23 protein-coding genes are annotated in these 24,349 nt (G+C 47.8%); 10 read left to right on the forward strand and 13 right to left on the reverse strand.

Annotation, left to right across the window (positions count from 1 at the left end):
- Window position 1: 1 nt before the first annotated feature.
- A complete protein-coding gene (locus ACHHZ7_RS11390) occupies window positions 2-1,099 on the reverse strand; it encodes a chemotaxis protein (RefSeq protein ID WP_395149085.1) in 1,098 nt (365 codons plus the stop codon).
- 38 nt (window positions 1,100-1,137) lie between these two features.
- The gene (locus ACHHZ7_RS11395) at window positions 1,138-2,058 is read right to left on the reverse strand and encodes a YafY family protein (RefSeq protein WP_060682106.1); all 921 of its coding nucleotides are present in this window, start codon (window positions 2,056-2,058) and stop codon (window positions 1,138-1,140) included.
- A gap of 529 nt (window positions 2,059-2,587) precedes the next feature.
- Here ACHHZ7_RS11395 and ACHHZ7_RS11400 point away from each other — a divergent pair.
- Window positions 2,588-3,199: a GntR family transcriptional regulator gene (locus tag ACHHZ7_RS11400; protein ID WP_048216229.1), complete on the forward strand. Its 612-nt coding sequence runs from the start codon at window positions 2,588-2,590 to the stop codon at window positions 3,197-3,199.
- A 53-nt stretch (window positions 3,200-3,252) separates the two neighbouring features.
- Here ACHHZ7_RS11400 and fucO read toward each other — a convergent pair whose 3' ends face one another.
- From fucO to ACHHZ7_RS11435, 7 genes are all read right to left on the reverse strand, one after another.
- Window positions 3,253-4,404, reverse strand: coding sequence for a lactaldehyde reductase (gene fucO / locus ACHHZ7_RS11405; RefSeq protein ID WP_057066758.1), 1,152 nt, complete (start codon window positions 4,402-4,404; stop codon window positions 3,253-3,255).
- Between the two features lie 79 nt (window positions 4,405-4,483).
- Window positions 4,484-5,380 (reverse strand): dihydrodipicolinate synthase family protein, encoded by an 897-nt coding sequence (locus ACHHZ7_RS11410; RefSeq protein ID WP_057066760.1) that lies wholly within the window; start codon window positions 5,378-5,380, stop codon window positions 4,484-4,486.
- Between the two features lie 29 nt (window positions 5,381-5,409).
- On the reverse strand, window positions 5,410-6,510 hold the full coding sequence (locus tag ACHHZ7_RS11415; RefSeq protein WP_060682105.1) for a mandelate racemase/muconate lactonizing enzyme family protein: 1,101 nt from the start codon (window positions 6,508-6,510) through the stop codon (window positions 5,410-5,412).
- Between the two features lie 47 nt (window positions 6,511-6,557).
- Window positions 6,558-7,553, reverse strand: a complete 996-nt coding sequence (locus tag ACHHZ7_RS11420) for an aldo/keto reductase (protein ID WP_060682104.1) — start codon at window positions 7,551-7,553, stop codon at window positions 6,558-6,560.
- A 28-nt stretch (window positions 7,554-7,581) separates the two neighbouring features.
- Window positions 7,582-8,961 (reverse strand): PTS transporter subunit IIC, encoded by a 1,380-nt coding sequence (locus tag ACHHZ7_RS11425; protein WP_060682103.1) that lies wholly within the window; start codon window positions 8,959-8,961, stop codon window positions 7,582-7,584.
- Between the two features lie 13 nt (window positions 8,962-8,974).
- A complete protein-coding gene (locus tag ACHHZ7_RS11430; protein WP_060682102.1) occupies window positions 8,975-9,829 on the reverse strand; it encodes an amidohydrolase in 855 nt (284 codons plus the stop codon).
- A 523-nt stretch (window positions 9,830-10,352) separates the two neighbouring features.
- Entirely contained in the window at window positions 10,353-11,348 is a 996-nt protein-coding gene (locus tag ACHHZ7_RS11435) for a LacI family DNA-binding transcriptional regulator (RefSeq protein WP_048216224.1), read from the reverse strand.
- Between the two features lie 174 nt (window positions 11,349-11,522).
- Here ACHHZ7_RS11435 and ACHHZ7_RS11440 point away from each other — a divergent pair, with 174 nt between their 5' ends.
- The 3 genes from ACHHZ7_RS11440 (at window position 11,523) to ACHHZ7_RS11450 (ending at window position 15,262) form a co-directional block, all read left to right on the forward strand.
- Window positions 11,523-12,959, forward strand: coding sequence for a glycoside hydrolase family 32 protein (locus ACHHZ7_RS11440; RefSeq protein ID WP_060682101.1), 1,437 nt, complete (start codon window positions 11,523-11,525; stop codon window positions 12,957-12,959).
- Between the two features lie 30 nt (window positions 12,960-12,989).
- The gene (locus tag ACHHZ7_RS11445; protein ID WP_060682100.1) at window positions 12,990-13,937 is read left to right on the forward strand and encodes an aminoimidazole riboside kinase; all 948 of its coding nucleotides are present in this window, start codon (window positions 12,990-12,992) and stop codon (window positions 13,935-13,937) included.
- A 65-nt stretch (window positions 13,938-14,002) separates the two neighbouring features.
- A complete protein-coding gene (locus tag ACHHZ7_RS11450) occupies window positions 14,003-15,262 on the forward strand; it encodes an MFS transporter (protein ID WP_003833490.1) in 1,260 nt (419 codons plus the stop codon).
- A gap of 76 nt (window positions 15,263-15,338) precedes the next feature.
- Here the strand turns inward: ACHHZ7_RS11450 and ACHHZ7_RS11455 are convergent, their stop codons facing one another.
- From ACHHZ7_RS11455 to ycgZ, 4 genes are all read right to left on the reverse strand, one after another.
- Window positions 15,339-15,890, reverse strand: a complete 552-nt coding sequence (locus ACHHZ7_RS11455; RefSeq protein WP_060682099.1) for a LuxR C-terminal-related transcriptional regulator — start codon at window positions 15,888-15,890, stop codon at window positions 15,339-15,341.
- Between the two features lie 133 nt (window positions 15,891-16,023).
- Window positions 16,024-16,290 carry a biofilm development regulator YmgB/AriR family protein gene (locus ACHHZ7_RS11460; RefSeq protein WP_008784990.1) on the reverse strand — a complete coding sequence of 89 codons (267 nt, stop codon included), beginning with the start codon at window positions 16,288-16,290 and terminating at the stop codon, window positions 16,024-16,026.
- A gap of 34 nt (window positions 16,291-16,324) precedes the next feature.
- Window positions 16,325-16,597, reverse strand: coding sequence for a hypothetical protein (locus ACHHZ7_RS11465; protein WP_060682098.1), 273 nt, complete (start codon window positions 16,595-16,597; stop codon window positions 16,325-16,327).
- Window positions 16,598-16,637: 40 nt separating this feature from the next.
- Window positions 16,638-16,874 carry a regulatory protein YcgZ gene (ycgZ, locus tag ACHHZ7_RS11470; RefSeq protein ID WP_003833500.1) on the reverse strand — a complete coding sequence of 79 codons (237 nt, stop codon included), beginning with the start codon at window positions 16,872-16,874 and terminating at the stop codon, window positions 16,638-16,640.
- 318 nt (window positions 16,875-17,192) lie between these two features.
- On the opposite strand from ycgZ, the gene ACHHZ7_RS11475 reads away from it, so the two are divergent.
- From ACHHZ7_RS11475 to ACHHZ7_RS11500, 6 genes are all read left to right on the forward strand, one after another.
- Complete coding sequence (locus ACHHZ7_RS11475; protein WP_060682097.1) at window positions 17,193-18,422, forward strand: diguanylate phosphodiesterase; 1,230 nt, start codon at window positions 17,193-17,195, stop codon at window positions 18,420-18,422.
- A gap of 203 nt (window positions 18,423-18,625) precedes the next feature.
- A complete protein-coding gene (locus ACHHZ7_RS11480) occupies window positions 18,626-19,357 on the forward strand; it encodes a MerR family transcriptional regulator (protein WP_008784993.1) in 732 nt (243 codons plus the stop codon).
- A gap of 309 nt (window positions 19,358-19,666) precedes the next feature.
- Window positions 19,667-20,197, forward strand: a complete 531-nt coding sequence (locus ACHHZ7_RS11485) for a spore coat protein U domain-containing protein (RefSeq protein ID WP_003833507.1) — start codon at window positions 19,667-19,669, stop codon at window positions 20,195-20,197.
- A 14-nt stretch (window positions 20,198-20,211) separates the two neighbouring features.
- Window positions 20,212-20,934 carry a molecular chaperone gene (locus ACHHZ7_RS11490; protein WP_003833508.1) on the forward strand — a complete coding sequence of 241 codons (723 nt, stop codon included), beginning with the start codon at window positions 20,212-20,214 and terminating at the stop codon, window positions 20,932-20,934.
- Between the two features lie 55 nt (window positions 20,935-20,989).
- Window positions 20,990-23,275 carry a fimbria/pilus outer membrane usher protein gene (locus ACHHZ7_RS11495; protein WP_060682096.1) on the forward strand — a complete coding sequence of 762 codons (2,286 nt, stop codon included), beginning with the start codon at window positions 20,990-20,992 and terminating at the stop codon, window positions 23,273-23,275.
- Between the two features lie 13 nt (window positions 23,276-23,288).
- Window positions 23,289-24,257 carry a spore coat protein U domain-containing protein gene (locus ACHHZ7_RS11500; RefSeq protein WP_060682095.1) on the forward strand — a complete coding sequence of 323 codons (969 nt, stop codon included), beginning with the start codon at window positions 23,289-23,291 and terminating at the stop codon, window positions 24,255-24,257.
- Window positions 24,258-24,349 lie beyond the last annotated feature (92 nt).

Below are 24,349 nucleotides of genomic sequence, written 5' to 3' on the forward strand. Positions count from 1 at the left end.
ATTAAATACGAGAAGAAAATGCGTCAAACTCAGAAGCAGAAACCGCCAGTTTTTCGTCCAGAATCTCTTTGTTCAGCAGGTTCATACCGTTGCTGTCGGTCTGCAGTTGGATCACGCCATCTTCGATAACGGCTTCACCGTTTTCCTGCGTCACCGGCTTGAACAGCGGCGTGGTGATCACGTCGGTCATGATGGCGGCTAATTCATAACCATGGTCGATAATCGCCATGATCTCTTCCGACTCACTAATCTCAGTGGTTATATTCTTCTCATGACGCTCAACAATGATGGCATGCATCGCTTTCAGCGGTTCAAAGTAGTGTTGAACAAAGACGCTATGCATACGGGTTATTGATTCATAAATGCTATTTACATACTGCTGCACCTTCGTCAGCTGCGCTTCAGCCGCATTCATTTTTTCCACCGCAGCAGTCACTTCACGGGATCTTTGATAAGCATTGTTAAGCGCCTTTTCGGCATGGCTATCGTAAGCCCAGCCTGCGATAGCAATCAATGGAGCCACTACCGCGCCGCCAAGCACCATCGCACCGCCCGCCATTCCCCAGCCGCCTGCGGCCAGAGATCCGCCGCCAATAGCCGCCATTGTGGCGTTATACGCCGCCGCACCAGACAGGGCGGCAATCGGCGTACCGGTAGACGCTGCGGCAAACGCCATCACGCCGCTGTACACGGCAAAACCAGCGGCAGCACCGGACACCCCGGCACCGACGACCGTCGTCAGGTATTCCGTGGCGGAAATCGCCAGACTCTGAATTTTATTGATGTTGTGCTGCGGTACCTTCAGACGAAGATCTTTATGCCCATCCTTAGCCATTCGCGCCAACAGATCGTCGGCAATCGTTTTAAATTCATTGAAATCTTTACCGATCTTCAGTTCTTTTTCACCCAGCTCGGCCAGTTTTTTCGACGTTGTTTCATTCGCCAGATCAAAGCTCTCTTTATGCTTATCAAAGCGACGCTGCGCGCGATCTAAAACATCGTCGGCTTCAGATTTTTTCTGGTAGCCATCATAAGCTTTTTTGCCACCAAACGCCGTTGCCGCTGCCGCGACGCCCAGAATAATGAAAGGTAATGCCATAAATAAAAATCTCCTGTGCAATAAGTCGTTGTTACCCGCTACACATCACATTCCAGAACAGGAACAGAGTCGCGATCGCCAGTGATGTAGTTATGCAGTATGTTGATGACCGTTTTTTTCAACCATTCAGGTTCCAGAATTTCTATATTCGGTAACCAGAATAGAATTAGTGGAATAATTTGATTCTGATGTGCTGCCTTGCAAAGCAAAGTCACGCCATCATTCTCTTCACGCACTAATTCTTGCTGAGGCAGTAAATCTCGTCTTGCGAAGTAGCCTGCAATGCTGTGTTTAATACGCACCCGCACCTCAAACGTCTCTTCACTTACCCAAGGATCGCGATGCTCATCAATTAAAGACAGTGTGGGTGTATCGACCGTAAAATGCTCTTTCCGGATATCCAACCACCGAATTTTACTTAACGAAAAAGACTTTAGCTTTCCGTCCTCGGTCGCCTGCAGATACCAAATATTTTTCTGGTTAACTAATTTATAAGGGTGAACGGTGCGCGTTTTGTCTTTATATAAAATATGACAGACACTGTTTTTCTGAATCGCTTTTTCTAATAAGTTAAAATACTTTCGCAAATCATTTCTGACTGAATGTTCAGGGCGACCAAACTGAACTCTAACATGCTGTTCTACCGCTCGTTTTTCTAAGTTAAGCCAAAAATCCTCATCTCTATCAGGAAAAACCGCGTCGGCGTCCAGCAGCTTTGCCAGAGGGTCATGAAGGGCATAGGCGCTATTATTCTGCGCGCGAATCGGTATCAATCGATACTCTCCACCACCACACCCCTCAATAAAGGAGGAAAGCATATTAAGATCACGATAGACCGTTCGTTCAGTGATATTAAATTTCTTCATCAACTGATAGCGATTCACAACGCCACAAGTTTGCAGCTCTATTAGGATATCGACTAAACGTTCTGCTGAGCAACTCCTTGCTGAATCAGCCATAAGCACCTACTTTTCTGTTTTCCTGACATGAATTATATATAAAATGCTGACATATCCTGTCAGTGTATCGGCACGCTGATCATTTTTTTTAGAGAAATCGACAATTTATTTGACCATTAGTCACATTGGACAATTTTTAGGGACAAAAAGCGCTCCTCATCAGGAGTTAATGCCAGAGACATGTCGGCCAAAAGACCACCTGCATACATCCTCATCAAACTGGCTAACGGCTATCTCTTCCACTAAGCCAAATTCAACGCTGAGTTTGCAAAGGTGGATTGTCAGGAGAGTTTCTTAATGATGGCCAGTATCGTGGTATGAACGCCAGTATTTGGTTTCTTCACGCTGAGTAAAAAAACATCATCTGCAGAAGGATGTGGATGCGCAGGGAGCTGTTAGTGCTGCTGACTGAGTCGTTGAAACACGAGCTAATTCGTTGTACAACCGGGCTTACCCATTGATTTCATAGTGACAAGGGGCTAATTTGTATCTCATTAAACATGATTATGACCCTCATTAAAGCCAGACTATGAACATCAGCGAAAAAACATATCATCAATTGAAGGCCAAAATCATCGCCAATGAGTTGGTGGGGGCTATCTCAGAAAATGAGCTATGTCAGGAACTTAATGTCAGCCGTACGCCGCTGCGCGAAGCTTTGTTTCGCCTGATGACTGAAGGCTGGATTGAGCCTTCCAAAAATAAAACGAAAACCATTAAACCCATTACGCTCAGTGAAATACGTGATATTTTCCAGATCCGAAAAGACATTGAAATTATGGTATTGAATTTGTCATGGGAGAACCAGGACCCGCAACGCTACCAGACAATTAAAGATAAAATTGAAGTCGGTTTTCATGATTCGAATGTGTCTTTATTACTCGAAGCTGATAACGAGCTACATGAACAAATGCTATCCGATTGCCACAACGCCATTGTGACTAAAACGCTGACCTTCATGTATGACCGGTTACGCATGCTGCGTTCAGACAAAATGAAAAATGATTCAATTATTGATTCATCCAAAGAACATTTGAAAATTTGCGCCGGTATTATTGCCCGCGATATAGAACAAACCCGTGAAGCCATTGCCCATCACGTCAACAACTCCTACAACCGCCTGTTTTCCAGCTTTAAATAGGCTATGCATATAACATGGCCGGTATTTCTACCGGTCATGTGGGAAGTTAAAAATTAGTAGAGCTGTCGGTACAACGCTTTAATCTCTTCAATACAGGTATCTCGAGGGTTTCCACCGGTACAGACGTCCGCCATTGCCGCGGCTGCCAGAGCATCGATATCTTCATATTTCATGCCGATATCGCGCAGTCGGGCGGGAATATTTACGTCGCGGTTAAGTTGCACCACTGCTTCTACAGCCGCCTGACGCGCCTCTTCAATCGGCATCACCATGGCCTGAGTATTGCCCAAAGCCTGTGCAATTTGGCGATATTTGTCTCCAGTAAACTCGGCGTTGTATGCCATGATATGCGGCAATAGCACAGCATTGGCGACGCCGTGTGGCGTACCATAGAATGCTCCCAGAGGATGGGCCATTCCATGCACCAGGCCCAATCCGACATTAGAGAAGCCCATCCCGGCAATATACTGCCCCACCGCCATGCCTTCAGCGTCCTGGGCGATTCCCTGTATCGAACCGCGTAGCGAACGCCCTATCATCTCAATCGCCTTTAAATGAAGCGTATCGGTTAATTCCCATGCCCCTTTCGTAATATATCCTTCGATTGCATGAGTCAGCGCGTCAACACCGGTTGCCGCTTTTAAACTGGGCGGCATGCTGGCCATCATGTCAGCATCAATAATGGCAACGACCGGAATAGCATGAGGATCATAGCAAACGAACTTACGTCGGTTCTCTACATCGGTAATCACATAGTTAATAGTCACCTCAGCTGCCGTACCCGCGGTCGTTGGAATGGCAATCATCGGTACAGCGGCATTTTTAGTGTCAGCCCCACCTTCGAGGCTGCGGACATCGGCAAACTCAGGGTTGTTAATGATTATCCCTACCGCTTTGCACGTATCCTGCGGTGAACCGCCACCAATAGCGACCAGGTAATCCGCGCCCGCCTGACGAAATGCCTCAACACCTTGCTGCACGACGTCAATCGTCGGGTTAGGTATGACCTTATCAAAAATTTGATAAGGCAACCCTGCGCTATCAAGAATATCAAGTACCTTGGTCGCTACATTAAACTGGATAAGATCGTGGTCAGTAACTACCAGCGCTTTTTTAAAACCTCGCTTTTTAACTTCATCAACGATAGCGTTAATTGAACCCACGCCAAAATATGAGGTTTCATTTAATATCATTCTATAAGACATATTCTATACCTTATAACAGAGAGGTATAACAGCAATACAGCATTGCCGTAGCATAATGTATGCTGTTATTGATTTATGATTATTTGATACTGAACATTATGTCAATCTGTTGCGATTCCTGACGAGTTAGTTCCCCCGCAAAGCTTCTTGATTTCTCCCCAGAATACTGAAACTTATGAGCCACCGCGGTTTTAATTGTAGTAACAAAATCATTACCAATATTATAAATAGCAGAAAGTCGGCTTATCTCACGCTGTATGCCAGTAAGCTGGGTAAGATCATTTTCATCCCAGGCTTTAATTGCCTGCACAAAAAGTTCGGGACAAATATTATTTAATCCTGAAATAACTCCCGCGCCACCCGCCAGAAGATTTGGGATAAGATATTCATCATAACCGGACAGAACAACAAAATCGTCTCTAACGGACGCGACTGACTGAATAATTGCGCGAGTATGAGAGAGACAATCAACAGTATCTTTAACACCCACAAAATTGGGAAATTCTGCCGCTAATTGCGCTACCAGTACCGCGTCCAGATCGCATCCAGTTCGGGCAGGAAAGTTGTATGCGAACCATTTTCCATTCAGGCGCTGCCCCAGATCGCGGTAGTATGCCAATAGTTGGGCCGGCGTTTGTTGAAAATAGTAGTGAGGTAGAATCATCACTGCTTGATACCCGCAATGCCAGGCCTCTTCTGCCAGACGTATCATATCCGCCATACAGGTAGCTGATATATTTGCCACCAGCGGCAGCGATGACATTTTCCGTGCCTCACGGATAAGCATCAGTCGTTCATCCAGCGTTAATGCGGTGAACTCCCCAATACTTCCCATTAGCAATACGACATGAGTCCCAGCCTCTTCCAACCGTCGCAAATGCTGCTGCAGTGCCGATAAATCAATATTTCCTTGTTGATCAAAAGGCGTAATTGATGGGCACCATGCACCGTGAAATTGAGCATGATTATCAGACATAATATATTCCTGAGAAAATAAAAATTATTTTATTCAATGACATGGTAAACAACAGTATCAGCCTGTATTTTCTGCCAGTCCCACTGAATACCCAAACCAGGTTCTTCTGGTGGGAAAGCATATCCCTCGTGAATATTCACCTTATTAAGAGTAACACTATCGAGCTGTGGAATATACTCCAGCCAACGGCTATTAGTAATGGCGCAACATAATGATATATGCAATTCCATCAAGAAATGCGGGCAGACAATTGTATTAAAGCATTCCGCCATATGTGCAACTTTAAGCCATGGTGTAATACCACCAATACGAGCCACATCAACCTGAATAATATCTGCGGCATTATTCTGTAAATACTCTTTGAAGTGCTGGATAGAATAAATGGACTCACCCACCGCGACAGGAATGGTAGTTGACTCACACAATTTTTGATGAGAATCAACATCATGCGCCAGAAGCGGCTCTTCAATCCATGAAAGATTAATATGCTCCAACAACGCTGCTCGCTGTTTGGCTTCCGAGAATTTAAACGCCTGGTTGCAATCAGTCATGATCACGTACTCATCACCCACCGCTTCACGTACAGCAGTCAAACGCTCGATATCACGCACCGGACTTTCAGAACCAATTTTGATTTTAGAACCGCAGAATCCCTGCGCCTTAACAGCCAGCGCATCATCAACTAATTCCTGAGTGCTTAAATGCAGCCAGCCCCCTTCGGTGGTGTATAACTTCATGCGCGACTTCGCACCACCTGCGACTTTATACAGTGGCAAATTCATGCGCTTACACTTCAAATCCCATAATGCGGTATCAATGGCTGCCAGTGCCAGAGACGTAATGGCGCCAACCGAGGTCGCATGAGTTGAGAACAGCAATGATTCCCAGATGCCCTCAATCATCGTCGCATCCTGACCAATCAATTTCGGTAACAGGTGATCTCGTAACAGCGCAACCACAGATGAGCCGCCGGTGCCAATTGTGTAGGTATAGCCTTCACCAATTTCTCCACTCGATGTTGTTAAACGAATAATCGGCGTCTCTTGTGAGACAAAAGACTGAATTGCATCGACACGTTTTACTTTAGGTTTCAAATCAACCATAAAGATTTCGGCTTTAACTATTTTCATTACATCCTCAATATCTGTTAATTTTTTCGCAAAGTTACAAATGATGCTTACTGAATACCAATGCTGGCCAGTTCATCCCACAATTCCTGCGGAATATCCCAGTTAGCCCAGGCAAAATTAGTCAACGCTTGTTCTACGGATTGAACGCCGCAGGTTACGGTGACCACATTTTGGTTTCTTAATGGGAATTGCAGCGCCGCAGCACCAATCGGCACGGCATGTTTTGCACATAGCGCTTCTATCGCATTTGCTTTTTCAATAACCTGCGCTGGCGCGGAACCGTATTCATACAACGCCTTCGATTTATCTTTCGCGACTAAAACTCCGGTAGCGAAAGGTGCGGCAACTGCCACCGAAACATTGTTGCTTTCACATTTAGCAAAGAACGCCTGGCGGTCTGTTTCCAGCAGGTTGTAGCGGTTGGCGAGCATTAAGATATCCGGGGCAGCGTTATCCATCACCTCCATCAGGATTGCCTCTTCATTCGCGCCTGCGCCCCAGGCTTTGATATCGCCATTGCGCTTAAGCTCTTCTAGTGCTTTCTGCCCTGACTCGCAGAAGGTTTTAAAATGTTGGCGTTCCAGTTCCGTATTGCCGTAGGTATAAGTGCCGAGATCGTGTACATAGAGAATGTCGATATAACGGGTTCCCAGCCGCTGGATAGAGTTTTCGTATGAGCGCATGATGCCCTCATAGGAGTAATCAGCCTGTCGGTTAAAAGGGTTCTCATCATAAAAAAATTCCCCTGCTTCAAGGCCTGGCTCTTGTTTCCGGGATTGCAGCAGACGATCAACCTTGGTGGACAAAACATATTCGCTACGCTCCAGTCCACGTAATCCCAAACCTAAACGCAACTCAGAAAGTCCGCTACCATAATGTGGTGCAGTATCAAAGTAGCGCCAGCCAACCTGAATTGCCTTATCAACAATGTCCATTGCTTCGTTATTGCTCAGCGTTCTGAATAAATTAGCCAGGCTGGCTGCGCCGAAGGTTAAAGAAGGTACACTAAGCCCTACACTTTTAATTGTATTCTGAGTAATCATAATATTCCCCTGATGTTTATCAGTATTCTTAGTCAACTTTGTTAGCAGTTAATGAGGCCGCGGTCGTTGATTTATTATTAATATTAAAAATCAACTTCAGCACATAAATAACAATCCCAGTCACTACGATAGAAAAAAGACACAAGAGTGCAGGATTCATTCCTTTTAACAGCTCGAACATTTTGTAGAAGATATAAGATATAGCGTGTGAGCCACCATCAATTGATGAGGCCATCATCTCTTTTGGCACATTCAGTTGCGCCTTTTCGGCCAAAGCCTGCGACACAACCGCGAGATCCGAACCAAACCACAGGATCCCACACACGATGACAATGCCATTAATTAATCCGCGGAACATGTTTCCGTTGCATGCAACCGTGCCAAAGACAACAAATATCGGCAGATAAGGAATATCGGCGAATGGCATCATGGTATTAAAAGGCAAAATAGTACTAATCAGGATCGTGAGTGGCACCATCAAAATACCTACAGACAATACCGCAGGATTTTTAAAAGCAATTTCACCACTGATACCAAAATAAAGTGACTTTGTTGGAAAACGTTTCTTTACCCATTCAGAAGCAATTTCAGTAATCGGTACCAGACCACTGACCAGCACTCCCGCCATCGTCGGTAATAACACCATGACCGCAGCAAAATTCATCCCACTCTTAATAATATCGCTGAAAGGTAGCGCGCCAAGCATACCGATGATCACCCCCAGAATGGCCCCCATCGCTAACGGACTACCAAAAAACCCTAGTTTGGCTTCAATTTTGCTGAGATTAAGGTCAATTTTGTTAATCAACGGAATGCGATCAATTACACGGTCCATTAAAAATGCCAGCGGGGCCCATGCGACGATCTCCGCCTGAGTAATGGTCACGTTTGGCGTGTCACAGAATTTCTGCACATGTGGGGCAATGTAATCGGCGATTTTTAGCGTAATAATAAATGTGATCCAACTTGCAAAAATTCCCATCCAAAATGAACCCGTCACCTGTTCAACGATGATTCCGGCAAATACAAAGTGCCAGTAATTCCAAAAATCAACGTTAAGGGTTTTGGTGGTATTGGTTGAAATCATCAACAAATTAGTGGCAAAACATAACGCATAAACAATCGGTAGAGAAAGCGCAGCCAGACTGAAGGCGCTAATTAACGGCCAGCCCAGATCCAATACTTCATAATGAAGATTGAGGTTTTTTACCATCGCTTCTGTCGAACTGCTGAGTGATGTCACCATAAAACCGATCAGCAACGAAAGACCGAGAAAACCAATACCTACCGTCATTGCATTTTTCGCCGCATCGGCAAGTTTCGCGCCAAATAGCACGGCAAATAAAAACATAATCATTGGAATGACCACTGCCGGGCCAAATCCGAGGATATATTGAACGACTTCCATAAGTGCCCCCCTGTTACTTTAATGAGTAAACCTTCTCTGCCACGCGATAAAAAAAGTTATCGCTGGAAAGAGCCTGGTGAGATTGCAGGTAGTTCTGGTAAAGCCCTAAAGTGTCGGCGTACGGTAATGCCAGTAGAGAAACAGGCCAGTCGGAGCCATACATCACTCGCTCATCACCAAATGCGGCAAAAACCGAGCTAAAATAAGGTTCCAGCTCCTGGCTCGCCTGCTCAGGTCCCGTCCAGCGGGCATAATCTGCTTCCGTGACCAGGCCTGATAGTTTGCAAAAAACATTGCTGTAAGCCTCACCAATCAACATTAACTGTTCACGCCAGCGGGTAATTTCTCCGTCGCGAACTGCGGGTTTTGCCGCATGTTCGATAACAAAGGTCACTTCCGGACAAGCAGAGATAAGCTGGCTTGCCGCCTCCAGCTGTTGGTGCGTAACCAGCAGTTCATACACCAGCCCCTGCTCTCCAACGCAACGTACCCCCTGGATAAATTGCGGGGTCACTAAATGGCTCTCAGGCAAGCCCTGAGACATATAGCGGATCCCTTTCAGATAGCGGGATTTTCTCTGCAGTCTCTGCAAATCCTCTGCGATCCCAGCCCCGTGGTTTATATCCACCCATCCCACAACACCTTTTACTTCATCGTGATGCTCAGCTATTTCCAGCAGCCATTCGGTCTCCTCAATTGAAGGGATGGCTTGTACTAAAATGGCGCCTTCGATGTGGTTTTCAGCCAATACGGCCTGCAAATCGTCAATAAGAAAATCACGGCGAATTGCCGCCAGATCGTCTGTGATCCAGGCAAAATGCTCTCCCTGGCAATGCCAAATATGGTTATGGGTATCAATCACTTTCATACTCACCTTCCTGTATTCTTATTGTATACAATGAGAATACAATAAAAGTCTGTGGTTAAAAGGCAACCACGGAATGCACTATCTGAGTACGGGATCACAATTTTCACGGTTTATCTGTAGGCTAAAAAAGGGACGTAAAAGCCTATAACCGCCGTAGAATCCGATGTCACTGAGCTGAACTATTGCATGTGGTTAATGTGGTGGACGCTTGTGCGTCCCGCTGAAGTTAGAGAAGCAGAATGAGCAGAGAAGAGCGATAGATGGGTAAGTACGAACTAAAATCTAAACGTTTCGTAAGTTACGATGTATTGATACGTTAACATTAATAAATAACGGTTATTTTATTGAAACCCTAAATTACGACGAGAGTTTAATACACGCCCCAACTTTGAGCCTTGCGCGCTAAACCGTGACTTAGCAGTACCCCCACGTTTCAGTTTTGTAACATCCACCAGCAAATTAGCGATACCCCCCACATAATTCACACATCCCTCCGGTTGATGAAACGAAGCAGTTAGGTTAATCATATTGAGGCGCGCGGAAGCCAGGGGCTGTCTACCCGCACGGTATCCCGGTGATCGAGCCCCTGGATAAGATGCAGCGCGCTAAGACGCCCGATTTCATAGTGCGGCAGCTGTACCGTTGAGAGCGGCGGCAAAAATAGCTCGCCGGTGCCCACCATATTGTCATAGCCCAGCACAGCGACGTCCTGCGGAATGCGCAGCCCTCGCCCCAGCAAGAGCTGGTAGATAACAAAAGCCACGCGGTCGTTACCGCACACCACCGCATCGAACATCGGGCGCGCGCCGCTCAGGTAATGCCCGGCAATCTCCGCCGCATCAATATGGTGGCGCTCGCCCGGCGGAAGATAGTGGTGGAACATTGCATCAGGGTCGACACCCGCTTCACGACAAGCCCTCTCCATTCCCGCCCGACGGCGATCGGTCGCCACAATTCCTTTCGGTAGGTGGATACACAGCAGTCGGCGATAGCCTGCGGCCAACAGAGCTTTCACGCCAAGATATTGCCCTTGTTCATCATCGGGAATATAGGTGGGGAAAGGGCCGCTTGTGCTTTCACAGTTCGCCAGCACGCAGCGATACTTATGCAGCTTTTCCGGTACCGGTACCTGGCGCAGTCCCATCGCGGTGTAGATAATACCGTCCGGGCGATGCGCCAACAGCAGATCAACCATTTTCTCTGGCTTGTCATTGCTGAACATATTCACCACAAAGCTATTCCAACCGTGCGCCCGCGCGGTCTCTTCGATAGAGAGCGTTATCTCCACGGAAAATGGCGTAGTCATAGTGTCCAACGCCAGCACCCCAATCGTGTTAGCCGTGGTTTTCGCGCCACGAATTTTTTTAGCGGAGAGATCGGAGACATACCCCAGCGCATCTACCGCTTCCATCACCTTTTTATAGGTTTCAGGCCGTAGTCGTTCGGGCTCGTTAATCGCCCGCGATACGGTCATTAACGAGACGTTAGCCCGCTGCGCCACATCCTTTAAAGATGCCATACCCTCTCCTTCGCCGATGTTCACTTTGCCGGGGTCTGAAAATGCGATCTCGATAACGCCCGCAAAATGTTAACGTTAACTTTTGTGATTAACATCGATATTACCATCAAATCTGCGAGAAAACCGAGAATGTTAACGTTATCTTTTGATCAATTCACTTACAGGGACAAGCAAATGACGTCACTACTTTCCAAAGCCAACAAAACCTTAAGCCAGCAGAAAGACCTTGTAAACCCGCGCTGGTATCCACGCTATCACCTGGCGCCACCGGCGGGTTGGATGAACGATCCCAACGGTCTGTCCTGGTTCGATGGTTACTACCATGCGTTCTATCAGCACTATCCGTGGCAGCCGGTCTGGGGACCAATGCACTGGGGCCATGCGCGCAGCCGCGATATGGTGAACTGGGAGCACTTACCCATCGCACTGGCACCAGAAGGGCCGGAAGATAAAGACGGCTGTTTTTCCGGTTCAGCGGTGGTTGAAGGTAATAAGCTGGCCCTGATCTACACCGGACACAAGTTTGACGGCGAGGCGAAAGAGGAAAACCTGTATCAGGTACAGTGCCTGGCCACCAGCACCGACGGGATTCACTTTGAACGCCAGGGCATGATTCTGGATACCCCGCGAGGCGTACACCATTTTCGCGATCCGAAAGTCTGGCAAGCGGGAGACAACTGGTACATGGTGGTGGGTGCCCAGGTCAATGACGTGGGCGAAGTGCAGCTCTATCGCTCGCAAGATCTACAGCACTGGCAGTTTGCCAGCACACTCGGCAGAGCCGATGACGGCATGGGCTACATGTGGGAGTGCCCAGACCTCTTCCCACTCAACGATAAGCTCGTCCTCATGTTCTCGCCGCAGGGCATCGCCGCAGACGGATACGATTACCGTAACCTGTTCCAGAGCGGCTATATGGTCGGCGAATGGCAGGATAATCTCCATTTTCACGTCACCCACGCCTTCCAGGAGATGGATCACGGGCATGATTTTTACGCCCCCCAGTCATTTACCACCCCGGATGGGCGCCGCATCGTGATTGGCTGGCTGTCGATGTGGGAATCGCCAATGCCAGAACAAGCCGACGGCTGGGCGGGCATGCTTACCCTCCCCCGCGAGGTGACGCTCGATACCGATCAGCGGCTGCGTATGAACCCGGTGAAAGAGCTGGAATTATTACGCGGTGAGCTTCATGTCTGGCCGGTCAGCGAACTACACAATCGCACCCTGATGGTAGAGGAGCAGGCGCACGCTATTGAAGTCGAACTGAGCATCGATATCGCCCGCAGCAGTGCTGAAGAATATGGTATCGCGCTGGGTGGCGGACTACGGGTCTACGTCGATGCTCAGGCACAGCGTCTGGTGCTGGATCGTCGCTACCCGCAGCATGGTCTCTCTGGTTATCGCAGCGTGCCGCTGCCAGTTGGTGACCGGCTGGATCTGCGCTTATTTATCGACAGCTCCTCGGTAGAGGTATTTGTCAATCACGGTGAATATACCCTTAGCAGTCGTATTTATCCTGAACCGGACGATCGCCAACTGACCTTATTCAGCCTGAACGGACACGCCATTTTTAATCAAGGGCATGCCTGGCCGCTCAGCGCCAAATAAACACCCGTCTTACTGCTTTGGGGAAAAATAATGACTATCTGGACGCTCGGAGACGCTGTGGTGGATTTATTGCCGCGCGACAATATGCAGTTTGAAGCCTGCGCGGGAGGCGCTCCCTTCAATGTGGCAATCGGCGTGGCTCGCCTTGGCCGCGCCAGCGGTTTTATTGGCCGTGTGGGCAATGACACTTTTGGTCGCTTTCTGCATCAGACGCTGGAAACAGCGCAGGTGGATACAGGAAGTCTGGAGTTTGATGCACATCAGCACACCAGTACCGTACTGGTTTCACTGGCTCCCAACGGCGAGCGGCAGTTTGAGTTTTTGGTCAATCCGTCTGCCGATCAATTTCTCAGCCCGGCGAGCCTGCCCGACTTTGGCGCCGATATTCTGCACTTCTGCTCGCTGGCGCTGGTTGCCCCTGACTGCCGCGCCACCCTCGCCCAGGCTATGGCCGCATTGCGACAGACCGGCGGTACTCTGAGCTTTGACATCAATCTGCGTCCGCAGATGTGGAGCAACGAGATGCAGATGTTTGACCTTGTCAACGAGTTTGCCCGGCAGAGCGACATTCTGAAGATGTCGGAAGAAGAGCTGCTGTGGCTAACGCAGACCAACTGTCTCAGTAGCGCCTGCGAACGTCTGGTTGATTTTCCTGCACGCCTGAAAATCGTCACCCGCGGTGCCGACGGCGCTATCGCTTTCTGGCAAAACAGCAGGCTAACTTTAAGCGGCTATAACGTCGAAAGTATCGATACCACTGGCGCCGGTGATGCCTTTATGGCCGGGCTGCTGGCGGCACTCGCCAAGGAAGGCTGGCCCAAATCGACGTCAACGCTACTTCCACTTATCGAGCAGGCCAGCGCTTGTGGTGCTCTGGCGACCACCCGGCGTGGCGCGCTAAGCGCGTTTCCCGACAACCAACACCTGAGCAGCTTTATTCAGTCACAACCGTCGCTACGGAGGACGATTACCCCGTAATAAAGCGCACTCGTTACGTCGTATCAGAAAGACCTTACAATGACCTGATCTGGATTGGAAAAATCATGAAGATAAATATGCCGTTCAGTAATGACAAATATCGGTACTCGTCCGGGTATCTGCTTTTTTTCTTTGCCGCCTGGTCGTTGTGGTGGTCTTTTTATGCGATATGGCTAAAAAATAAACTTGGCCTGTCCGGAACGGAGCTAGGAATGCTGTATGCCGTAAACCAGTTCTTTAGCATGCTGTTTATGCTGGTCTACGGTTTTCTGCAGGATAAGCTCGGCACCCGTAAACACCTTATCTGGCTGATGGGGATAGTCATCACGCTCAGCGGCCCGTTCCTGATTTATGTTTACGAACCGCTGCTGACCTCCAACTTCAAACTTGGTATGGCGCTGGGAGCCATTTTCTTTGGCCTTGGCTACCTCGCGGGTTGTGGTCTGGTAGAAAGCTTCGTCGAAAAAGTGAGCCGCAAATTCAACTTTGAATTCGGCACCGCCCGCTTGTGGGGATCGCTTGGCTACGCCGCAGGGACATTTGTTGGCGGTATCTTCTTCAGCATCAACCCACACATTAACTTCTGGTGCGTATCGGTAATGGGGGTGTTATTCCTGTTGATTAACGTGTTGTTCAAAACCAACTCACCCGCCCCATCTTCTGTAAAAACGCGTTCTCCTGAACCTGACGCGCTGACCCGAAATGATTTTCTCACTATCTTTAAAGATACGCAGTTCTGGTTTTTCGTTATCTTTGTCGTCGGCACCTGGTCGTTCTATAGCATCTACGATCAGCAGATGTTCCCGGTGTTTTACGCCAGCTTATTTGACGATCCCGAACTGGCACCACGCGTATACGGCTATCTCAACTCGGTACAGGTCTTTATGGAAGCCGTCGGTATGGCGCTGGTTCCATTCCTGATTAACCGCATCGGGCCTAAATCCGCATTGCTGCTGGGTGGCACAATCATGACCTGTCGAATCCTGGGTTCAGCACTGTTCACCGATATCTATATTATCTCCTTGATTAAAATGCTTCATGCGCTGGAAGTTCCACTGTTTGTTATTTCAGTGTTTAAATTCAGCGTAGCGAATTTTGACAAACGCCTGTCATCAACGATATATCTCATTGGCTTCAATATCGCCAGTTCCATTGGCATTATCGTGCTGTCACTGCCTGTCGGTAAGTTGTTTGATAAAGTGGGCTATCAGGAAATCTTCCTGATTATGGCCAGCATTGTGGTAATAACGCTAATATTTGGCTATTTCTCGTTGAGCAAAAAGCATCATCAGCAGAAGATGGGAAATGAACTGGTGACAGAGTAGCGAAGTTTAAAATATATCGGACAGGGTCATTGGCCCTGTCGTATCCCCCAACAGTAAGTACGAACTGTCGATTTACTCAGGCATGTTCCAGCCAGTTGCGGAATATTTTCGCTCGCAGTATTCCCTGAAAATCAATCAGCCCAGAACAACCAAGCTTCTTGATCAGATTCTGCCTGGCCTGGTAAATCGTTTTCAAATGTAGATTTAACAAGGCGGATATCTCAAAAATAGTTCGCCCCTCCCCTAACTGCGTTAAAATATATTTATCTCGCGCAGTCAGAGAAATATTTAGTTCCGACTGATTGTCGTGTATACCGCCAGAATGAGTAATATCAATAATAAATTGTTTGAATGTGGCAACGCTAACATCTATTGGCAGTCTGTAAAGTGATAAATCATTGAGATATCTGTACAGATGACCATCAATCAGCAGTACCAGACGATGCGTTTTCAGATCGTAATTTTGCCTTTTTACCGCCTCAAAGTGATTGGCAGTGAAAAAAACCAGATGCGTCTTATCATCTTCGAAAACAATATCTGCAAGAATATTCTTTAGCCCTTGCCTGATAAAAATATCATCAATCCATAAATCTGCGTTTCCAGTGTGTTCCTGAACGATGTTCATCATTATGGCCTCAATGAAAAATCACAATTGTTCTAGAGAGGGTGCTATGTATAGTCTTAATCAAAAAAATGCTCAGCATGAGTGCTTTCAGCATATAACAAAGGTACTGTACATATTATATTAATATGAAGACTTTTTAGACGTCGTCAGCTGTGTAGCGCAGCACTATTTCCAGGGTTTTTCTGATAACATCTGCCTGGACAACGTCAACTGTTGATTCCAGAGAACTAATCAGGCTTAAAATGATGTTTTTATTATTAACATTATCACCTGCCAGAATTACATTGGTTACCGCCTGACCCAATACCACAGACTCATCTGCTAATAGCTCACCTGCATTATGGAAGTAACTTGATAAAGCTTTATCCGTCATTACACTGTGGACATTAATTTCATGAAGCATGGTAACCTCGCTTGTATAGTCTGGAAGATTATCTTTAATGTAATTTAGGGTTTTTGCTGGCACTGAAAGCACTCTCATCTCTGGTTTTATCCGGTTTTCTACGTATCTTCCCCGGATTAATGTTTGTAAAATCATTGATAACGCTGTCAATTAAATGCTTGCGTGTGCCATCTATTTCACTGGCCTGCATAAGTCGCAATTGCTTAATCACTGCAGCTAACGAAACGTCTGTATGCATTCGCAAAATTTCTAGCACAGCCAAACCTGTAATTTCATGTTTCAGGCGTTCACTATCAGTTTTCTTCATAACTCCTTCACTACTTACCCCTATAAGTAAGGGGTTTATTTTATTCAAAAAGCAGGCCAATTAACGCATTGTAGTGTTTCTGTTCTTTCTCCCCGGATGCTTTTTCAAGACGACACAGAAGCTTGGTGCAAAGTGATTTGCGGTTCAGATTTCGTCCATCCTTGAGTATCTCAGTGACGATTTCTCCCAATGTTTCCTGTTGAGTTGGCAGATGCGCCTTCGCAAAGTAACGAGAAATCGCGCTTGCAGTATCAGTGCGAACGGTATGCTGCTGCATGTCATGCTCCTGTAACAAAATGCTGGTGAATATTAAGTTTTATAACAGTAGCAAAGTTGTACCAAAAATGTGTACAACGCGAACCATCAATTTTTATCAAAAAGTGCTAAATCAATACAATCAGTAAGTTAGATAAATACCAAACTACATGAAATCAAATTCGGTTGTACAATTCACTTCGTTTAACGAATGAATTCGATCTGTTTGAGGGTCTTTGTTTGTAAAAATAAAGTTAGAATAATGTATTAAAATCAGGACATAAGCTGGTTTGTTTGATACTGTCCATATCTCTTCCCTTCCCTTGATCCCGGACTGTCCATGCTCACGACCATTATTTACCGTAGCCATCTACGTGATGACGCCCCCCTCAGAGCGCTTGAGGATATGGTGACAGCCGCAAATCTAAAAAACCGGCGATCCGATGTTACGGGGATTTTACTCTTTAATGGCCGCCACTTTTTCCAACTGCTTGAAGGACCTGAGGAGCAGGTAAAAGAGATTTATCATTGTATATGTAACGATCCACGACACCACAATATCGTTGAGCTGATGTGTGATTACGCGCCTGCGAGAAGATTCGGAAAGGTGGGAATGGAGTTATTTGATTTACAAAAACATGAACGCAATGACGTCCTGCAAGCGGTACTTAACAAGGGAACATCAAAATTTCAGCTCACCTATGATGACCGGGCATTACAGTTTTTCCGCACATTTGTCCTTGCGACGGAAAAATCGAGTTATTTTGAAATACCTGCGCCTGATTACTGGAGTTTTATTGCCGACGACTCTTGTACTCTCCTGGATGAAAGCACACTCCAGTCCAATATCGATTTCAGCTTTGCTTTTCAACCCATTATCGATCCTATGTCGCAGCGCGTCATTGCTCTGGAAGCACTTATTCGTGGTAGAGACGGTGAAACGCCCGCAACTTATTTTGGCAACTTAAATCCTGAAGAACTGTATACCGCGGATCTGCAGAGCAAAAAGACTGCTTTTGCAATGGCAAGCGCGCTGGGACTTAACGACAAAATGCTGTCAGTCAATCTGCTCCCCATGACCCTGGTAAACAAACCCGATGCAGTCAGCTTTCTGATAAACGAAATCGCGGCGCACGGACTGGTGCCTGAACAAATCATTGTAGAGTTTACCGAAAGCGAAGTTATATCGCGCTTTGATACGTTCGCGCAGGCCGTAAAGTCACTCAAGGCTGCGGGGATCTGTGTGGCGATAGATCATTTTGGGGCAGGTTTTGCCGGGCTTCAGCTTCTGTCTCGTTTTCAACCCGACCGAATTAAGATAAGCCGCGAGCTGATCACGGATGTGCATAAAAGTGGACCAAGACAGGCCATCATTCAGGCAATTATCAAATGTTGCACTTCACTGGAAATCATGATTTCCGCAGTCGGCGTTGAAAAACCTGAAGAGTGGATGTGGCTTGAGTCCGCAGGTATTGAAATCTTCCAGGGTAACCTTTTTGCACAAGCCTGCCTGAATGGTATTCCGTCTGTTGCATGGCCAGAGAAAAATGATTTCTCAGCGTCAAAATAACTAACGCATTGTTATAAATAAACAATCACAACAACCGCCCTCATGCTGAACATAAAAATTCAGCATTTACTCCCTGCGTGATAGTAAAGTAAATCTTAATTTTGCTAGAATCCTCTGTATGTTTTGTACAATTTGATGCATGTTGTACAAAGTAACAGGAACCGCATATCGGTGACGGAGAATCAGGAGTGTCCGGGGGAACTATGGCTTATTACAGCATTGGGGATGTCGCAGAACGTTGCGGGATAAATCCTGTCACCCTTCGGGCATGGCAACGGCGTTACGGTTTACTCAAACCTCAACGCAGTGAAGGTGGCCACCGACTCTTTGATGAAGAAGATATTCAGCGTATTGAAGAAATAAAACGTTGGATTAGCAATGGCATACCTGTTGGGAAAGTTAAGGCATTGCTGGAAACCAGTACCCGTCAAGCTGACGACGACTGGAATCAATTACAAGAAGAGATGATGAGCATTCTTCGCATGGCGCATCCGCCGAAGCTGCGAGCCAAAATTACCGCACTCGGTCGCGTTCACCCCGTAGATGCGCTGATCGATCACGTTTATCTTCCCGTACGTCAACGGCTGATACTTGACCATAATACATCCCGCATAATGAACAGCATGCTTGATGGCGCATTGATTGAATATGTTGCCACACTGCTGTCTGAAACGCGGCGCAAGTCAGGAAAGGATGCCCTCCTGATGGCCTGGGATGTTGAAGACAGAACCCGTCTGTGGCTCGAAGCCTGGCGCTTATCGCAATCTGGTTGGCATATTGCCGTTCTGGCTGAACCCATTGAATCGCCAAGACCTGAACTTTTCCCTGGGCAAACCCTTTTTGTCTGGACCGGTATTACGCCAACCCGCAGACAAAATGAACTGCTCCAACACTGGAATGAACAAGGTTATAAGGTCATCTTCCACAGCCCGTAACCTACACGTAATACGTGTAAGATAAATCATACAACTCTCATTTTTTGGCTGGTTATTTTGAGTACCACCCAAGGAATATGTTGCCCTCTATCCTCCTGACTTAACCCCGGCCATAGCATAAAAATAAAACAATATACTAACCCATTGGTATTATTTTTTTGCAGACGATATCACCTTTTTCCTAAGTAAAATTCATTAGATCAACTGGCGTACGTCTAATACTTATTCTAGGGTTAAATTATGTCTTCTTGTGCCACATTATTGTTTTTCTAAAGTAATAAATGTGGTTATTTGAAAAAGGTAAAGGATATGGCTCTAGTCTTAGACAAACGCTTAATTCTTTGTTGCTGCGCCTTTTCCATTATTTCTGTGGCAAATGCAGCAACCGTTAACGGAACATTTCAGGTGCTGATGACGATTCAAAAAGCCTGTACCGTGACTGCCGGTTCGGCTTCAAATATTACACTTGGTCCGGTGAATACCACGGCGACAAATACCAGTGCAAGCAACACTATTTCAATTAATTGCTCAAAAACCACGCCCTATTTTATCGGTCTGGCACCGTCGGCTGCCAATGGAGGGACGACAACAGGATCTGGCGCCATGTCCTCCGTAGCTAACGCTGCCACCAATACCGACAAAGTGCCCTATCAGCTAAATCGTACATCAGCAACAGGTCCGGTGTGGGGGAATACCGCCACCGACACCGCACCTGGAAATGGGGTAGCGGCGACGGGTACAGGTCTGGCGCAAACGTATACTGTTTATGCCACCGCACCGAGCGCCAACTTCACTCCTGACGACTATGCCGACACGGTAACGGTTAACGTTAACTACTAACTTCAGGAAGCCATATGAGAGTAAAACTGCCTGTAAAGCAGTGTGCCTGCGCATGCCTGCTAGGGATGGTTGCGAGCGTCAATCTTGCCACCGCCAGCGGACTGCAAATAGCCCCGGTCACGTTAACGTTGCAAGCGACGCAAAATGCCGATGGTATCTGGCTGAGTAACGCGGGTGAAAATGTGCTCAATGCCCAGGTTCGGGTTTTTCGCTGGAGTCAAAGCGCTTATGACGACAAACTCTCCCCCTCTCAGGGGCTGGTGATTAGCCCGCCGATGTTAGCATTAGCCCCTGGAGAACGACAGCTGATACGCGTTATTCGTACAAGCCCTCCCTCGGCACATGCCGAAGACGCTTATCGTTTGTCGATAGATGAGTTACCGCCTGCAAAAGTAGAAAAAAACAAGCTTCAGTTTGTGCTGCATTATTCTGTTCCCGTTTTCATTCAACCAACATCAGCGGCACAAACGCAGGCAAAACTGCAATGGAAATTACAGCAGCTGGATGGCAAAAAATTTATTGAAGTCAGTAATCAGGGAAATGGGCATGCACAGTTATCTGCTGCAACATTTATAAGCCCTGACGGTACTAAAAAAGTCATTACACCCGGACTATTAGGCTACGTTTTACCCGGATCAACAATGCGCTGGATAGTTTCCCCGTCAGCCAGGAATAATCATTACGGCGGGAAAGTTGAAGTCACAATCAATGGCCAAAAAACAGTACAAGATCTGTAACAGATCCTGGCTTCTGGTGAAATATTGCTTTCTCAATGGAGTATTAATATCGGGAATGGTTTGCGCACAAACGCTGAATAATAACCAGAACGAAAATGGTGTTATTAATAGCGCCTCGCAGATTACGGGAGTCGATTTGTATCTCGACGTCACCTTAAATGGGAATCCCGTTGGGCTGGTTCATTTTGGCTACGATAATGGAAAGCTTTATGCAGGAGCAGATACTCTGCGTAAAATGGGCTTTCGCTTTGCTCCAGACGCCACTAACGCCGTCTGCCTGAACGATATCCCCCAGCTAACCATTGACTACAACGTTCAGTTGCAAACGCTCTCGCTTACTGCGCCGCTCAGTTCACTCGATCTTGCGACCACGCAGCTTAACTCGCCCACCGAAACCGCGCCAACGGCAACAACATCACGCGGGGCGCTGCTCAATTATGATATCTATACGCAACAGGGGGATGAAAGCGCAATCAATACCTTCAGCGAAATTCGCGCCTTCAATACGGCCGGCGTGCTCAGCACCACTCAGTTGACGCAGTACTCTACCGAGGAATATGCCGATAACAGCGTTGAGCGCCTCGACACCAGCTGGCGTACGTCATTTCCTGATTCGATGTTGGCGTTAACCGTTGGCGATACCCTGACTAGTTCACTCATCTGGTCCCGACCGACGCGAATCGGCGGCATTCAGATAGGCACCGATTTTGGGTTACAGCCCTATATGCCAACCACCCCGCTTCCAGCATATCTGGGATCCGCGACGTTGCCGTCAAACGTTGAGCTGTACGTCGACGGCGTCAGGTACTACAACGGAGAAGTCCCCGCAGGTAGCTTTCAGATCAACACGATGCCTAACATCAGCGGCGCGGGAACGGGTCAGGTGATGATGACAGATGCATTGGGCAGAACGAGCGTACAAAATTTCTCGTTCTACAACGATCAGCAACTCCTGCGGGAAGGATTAACCGCCTGGTCGGCAGAATTAGGCACGGTACGCGAAAATTATGGTTACTCCTCTTTTGATTATGCCAGCGCACCGGTATTGAGCGCTACGTGGCGTCGCGGGTTTAGCAATACGTTCACCGCCGGGACTCACGCGGAAACCAGCGATGGACTGATTAACGCGGGCTTCAGTAACGACTGGATCCCAGGAACCCGCAGCGGCACGTTTTCGACCTCACTTGCCGCAAGTACCGACTCAGGAAAGAACGGGTTTTTGTACAGTTTTGGTTACCGTTGGTCCGGCGAACGGTTTAATTTCAGTACCAGTTCCACGGCAACTTCCGGCGATTATCGCGATGTCGCCACCCACTACGGTGAGCCGCCCCCCACGCTTAACAGCAACACGGTTATTGGTTATTCGCTGGAAGCAGCTGGAAATGTCAGCCTGAGCTATTTGCAGTTTCGATATCCACACGAAAATGCGGTGCGCTACGCCAATGCCAGCTGGTTTAAATCTCTCACCGACAACATCTCACTGAATGCCGGATTCAACCAGAACATTGACGACAACCGCGATCGTAGCCTCTATCTGATGGTAACCATCACGACCGACAACAATCTGAGCGCCAGCAGCACCCTACAACGTACCAACGACGAAACCGGTTACCAGCTCAACGCCAGCCTGACGCCCCCTGCCGACGGCGGCTGGGGCTGGAATCTGGCTGCCAGTCAGCAGGCTTCCCGGCAAAGTGGCCAGGGCGAAGTGGGATATCTGGGACGTTATGGTAAAGCGTACGCGGGATTCAGCCGTTTACCGGATAACCATTACGGTTATGCAGGCGCAACCGGATCGCTGGTGACCATGGGAGGCGGCCTGTTTGCAGCAAGAGAAATCAATAATGGTTTTGCCGTCGTCTCAACTGACGGCGTGCCTGATGTTCCAGTCAAATTGCAAAATAACCTGATTGGCCGCAGCGATGACCAGGGACTACTGTTGGTCACCCCGTTGAACAGTTATCAAAAAAACCTGATCAGTATTGACCCGATGGATCTCCCTGCCAATATGCGGATCGCACGCGTTGAGACGAATGCCACGCCAGCCGATCGTTCCGGTACTTTGGTTAGCTTTGGCATCACCCCCGTCCGCGCTGCGCAGATTATCCTCGTCGACAATCAGGGTAAGCCAATTCCTGAAGGCAGCATGGCTTACGCCATCAACGAAAAAGGACAATCGTCTGTCGTTGGCTTTGATGGAATGACATGGTTCGACACTCTTGAGCAGCACAACACGCTGCGCGTTGATACGGACACCGGTAGTTGTCGCGTGCAATTTGACTATCCCGCGTCAGCAAAGGGGATTGTGCAAATAGGCCCACTGGTTTGTCGCCCACACTAACAGGAGTGCGCTCATGAGGTTAAGACATCTGCTACTCATCGCTGCCGTACTTTTTTGTCCGGCAATTAGCCATGCGGTAACCTGTTCGGTGAGCAATGTGCAACCCATAAATTTAGGTTCGGTCAATCCACTGTCTGCGACAGGCGCAACGTCATCAATGACGTTCAGTTACACTTGCACCAAAGAGCTTGGTGACGTGCTGGCAGGGATCAATCTCTGTTTTAATATTGGCGCCTCGGCCGTCAGTGGCCAGGTGACAACCCGAAATATGTCGTTAAGCGGAAACCCCGCCAGAACGCTGGCATACCAGCTTTACCAGGATAGCGGGCGCACCAAAGTCTGGGGCAGCCAGTATCAGTCAGGAACCACTTTTCCCATGGTACAGCTTAACCTGCTGAATCTGACGCCAGTGACGGGTTCACTCACGGTATCGGCGCAGATCGTCACGCCACAAACGGCAGCCGTCCCCGGAAATTATCAGGATAGCTATACGACGGCAACAGCCCTTGTCACCCTCAATCCCGGATTGCTTTTCCCGCCAACCACCTGTGGTGATACCGTTGCCGCCAGGTTTCCTTTCACCGTCACAGCTGCTGTCAGCAAACAGTGTAATATCACCTCCGCGACTAACATCAGCTTTGCTCCCACCAGCGGAACGGGTCGTAATCTCACGGCGTCAAATAACGTAGGCGTAGCCTGTTCCAATAACACGCCTTACACCATCGGACTTCAACCCTCCAACGGCAATACGGCAGGCAGCGGCGTGATGGCAGGCTCGGGGTCAAATACGGATAAAGTCCCCTACCAGCTTAGTTCGACGCCAGGTCCTTCCGGTATGGTGTGGGGCAATACATCGCTCAATACCGTTGCGGGCAACGGTACGGGGACAACGACTACCTACCCGGTTTACGCCACCGTTCCCAGCGCAAACTACACGCCAGACAACTATGCCGATACTGTCACCATCGCAGTGACCTACTGACGCCCAGCTTAACAGTAATAAAGCAAACACATTTTATTATCATATTATTTACTTTTAGAGGTGCGTCATAAATCTGACAAATTGCGATTTTT

Origin of the sequence: Citrobacter freundii complex sp. 2024EL-00216, assembly GCF_043945515.1 — a bacterium.
Lineage (GTDB): Bacteria > Pseudomonadota > Gammaproteobacteria > Enterobacterales > Enterobacteriaceae > Citrobacter > Citrobacter portucalensis.

Excerpts from the sequence above, each read along its gene's own strand:
- ACHHZ7_RS11390 (WP_395149085.1), bottom strand. The coding sequence starts at position 1,099 with ATGGCATTACCTTTCATTATTCTGGGCGTCGCGGCAGCGGCAACGGCG.
- ACHHZ7_RS11395 (WP_060682106.1), bottom strand. The coding sequence starts at position 2,058 with ATGGCTGATTCAGCAAGGAGTTGCTCAGCAGAACGTTTAGTCGATATC.
- ACHHZ7_RS11400 (WP_048216229.1), top strand. The coding sequence starts at position 2,588 with ATGAACATCAGCGAAAAAACATATCATCAATTGAAGGCCAAAATCATC.
- fucO (WP_057066758.1), bottom strand. The coding sequence starts at position 4,404 with ATGTCTTATAGAATGATATTAAATGAAACCTCATATTTTGGCGTGGGT.
- ACHHZ7_RS11410 (WP_057066760.1), bottom strand. The coding sequence starts at position 5,380 with ATGTCTGATAATCATGCTCAATTTCACGGTGCATGGTGCCCATCAATT.
- ACHHZ7_RS11415 (WP_060682105.1), bottom strand. The coding sequence starts at position 6,510 with ATGAAAATAGTTAAAGCCGAAATCTTTATGGTTGATTTGAAACCTAAA.
- ACHHZ7_RS11420 (WP_060682104.1), bottom strand. The coding sequence starts at position 7,553 with ATGATTACTCAGAATACAATTAAAAGTGTAGGGCTTAGTGTACCTTCT.
- ACHHZ7_RS11425 (WP_060682103.1), bottom strand. The coding sequence starts at position 8,961 with ATGGAAGTCGTTCAATATATCCTCGGATTTGGCCCGGCAGTGGTCATT.
- ACHHZ7_RS11430 (WP_060682102.1), bottom strand. The coding sequence starts at position 9,829 with ATGAAAGTGATTGATACCCATAACCATATTTGGCATTGCCAGGGAGAG.
- ACHHZ7_RS11435 (WP_048216224.1), bottom strand. The coding sequence starts at position 11,348 with ATGGCATCTTTAAAGGATGTGGCGCAGCGGGCTAACGTCTCGTTAATG.
- ACHHZ7_RS11440 (WP_060682101.1), top strand. The coding sequence starts at position 11,523 with ATGACGTCACTACTTTCCAAAGCCAACAAAACCTTAAGCCAGCAGAAA.
- ACHHZ7_RS11445 (WP_060682100.1), top strand. The coding sequence starts at position 12,990 with ATGACTATCTGGACGCTCGGAGACGCTGTGGTGGATTTATTGCCGCGC.
- ACHHZ7_RS11450 (WP_003833490.1), top strand. The coding sequence starts at position 14,003 with ATGAAGATAAATATGCCGTTCAGTAATGACAAATATCGGTACTCGTCC.
- ACHHZ7_RS11455 (WP_060682099.1), bottom strand. The coding sequence starts at position 15,890 with ATGATGAACATCGTTCAGGAACACACTGGAAACGCAGATTTATGGATT.
- ACHHZ7_RS11460 (WP_008784990.1), bottom strand. The coding sequence starts at position 16,290 with ATGCTTCATGAAATTAATGTCCACAGTGTAATGACGGATAAAGCTTTA.
- ACHHZ7_RS11465 (WP_060682098.1), bottom strand. The coding sequence starts at position 16,597 with ATGAAGAAAACTGATAGTGAACGCCTGAAACATGAAATTACAGGTTTG.
- ycgZ (WP_003833500.1), bottom strand. The coding sequence starts at position 16,874 with ATGCAGCAGCATACCGTTCGCACTGATACTGCAAGCGCGATTTCTCGT.
- ACHHZ7_RS11475 (WP_060682097.1), top strand. The coding sequence starts at position 17,193 with ATGCTCACGACCATTATTTACCGTAGCCATCTACGTGATGACGCCCCC.
- ACHHZ7_RS11480 (WP_008784993.1), top strand. The coding sequence starts at position 18,626 with ATGGCTTATTACAGCATTGGGGATGTCGCAGAACGTTGCGGGATAAAT.
- ACHHZ7_RS11485 (WP_003833507.1), top strand. The coding sequence starts at position 19,667 with ATGGCTCTAGTCTTAGACAAACGCTTAATTCTTTGTTGCTGCGCCTTT.
- ACHHZ7_RS11490 (WP_003833508.1), top strand. The coding sequence starts at position 20,212 with ATGAGAGTAAAACTGCCTGTAAAGCAGTGTGCCTGCGCATGCCTGCTA.
- ACHHZ7_RS11495 (WP_060682096.1), top strand. The coding sequence starts at position 20,990 with ATGGTTTGCGCACAAACGCTGAATAATAACCAGAACGAAAATGGTGTT.
- ACHHZ7_RS11500 (WP_060682095.1), top strand. The coding sequence starts at position 23,289 with ATGAGGTTAAGACATCTGCTACTCATCGCTGCCGTACTTTTTTGTCCG.